Below are 688 nucleotides of genomic sequence, written 5' to 3' on the forward strand. Positions count from 1 at the left end.
GGCAGTGCTCCAGGCGGCGTTGGCGGATCCGGGCGGCGACGGTCAGCCCCTGGGCGTTGAAGAGTGTGTACAGGTGGCGGACGGAGATGCCGTGGGCGGCGGCGATGGTGGCCGGGCCGAGGCGGGGGTCGCCCAGGTGCTGCTCGATGAAGTGGTGGATGCGGGTGGTCAGGGCCTGGTGGTGGGCCTCCGGCGGCAGGGCGGCGCCGGCGTCCAGGTGGTGGGCGCACCAGGCGGTCAGCAGGTGGGTGGTGGCGGTGGCCAGGCGTGCGGTGTCGTCGGGGTGGTAGTGAGCGGCGTGCTGGGTGAGTTCGGTGAGGTAGCGGGCGAGGAGAGCGCCCATGCCGGTGCGGGCGGGCAGGCGGGTGGCGGTGAGGCGGTCCAGCAGGTCCGGCGGTAGCGGGAGCTGCGTGCGGGGAAAGCAGACCGCGATCCCGGTGAGGGGGGTGGCGCCGATGACCTCGCCGTGGAAGGGCCGGGAGGAGTCGTGGAGCACGATCTCCGCGTCGCCGAGGATCACCTGCCGTCCGTCCTGTTCGAGGCTGGGCGTGCCGCTGAGGTTGAGCCACAGGTGGTAGGTCTCCGGGTCGTGCTGCCGGATCAGGCGTGCGGTTCGCCGTGCGCGCGCGGGTGAGTAGGTCACATGGGAGACCGTCATCCCGCCCAGGGGCAGGATGCGGATGGCGCC

1 protein-coding gene is annotated in these 688 nt (G+C 73.0%); it reads right to left on the reverse strand.

Annotation, left to right across the window (positions count from 1 at the left end):
- The coding region (locus ACYVO2_RS37285; protein ID WP_461012566.1) for an AraC-like ligand-binding domain-containing protein at positions 1–643 on the reverse strand (643 nt) is incomplete at its 3' end.
- Between the last annotated feature and the right edge of the window lie 45 nt (positions 644–688).

The organism is Streptomyces capparidis (assembly GCF_054782095.1).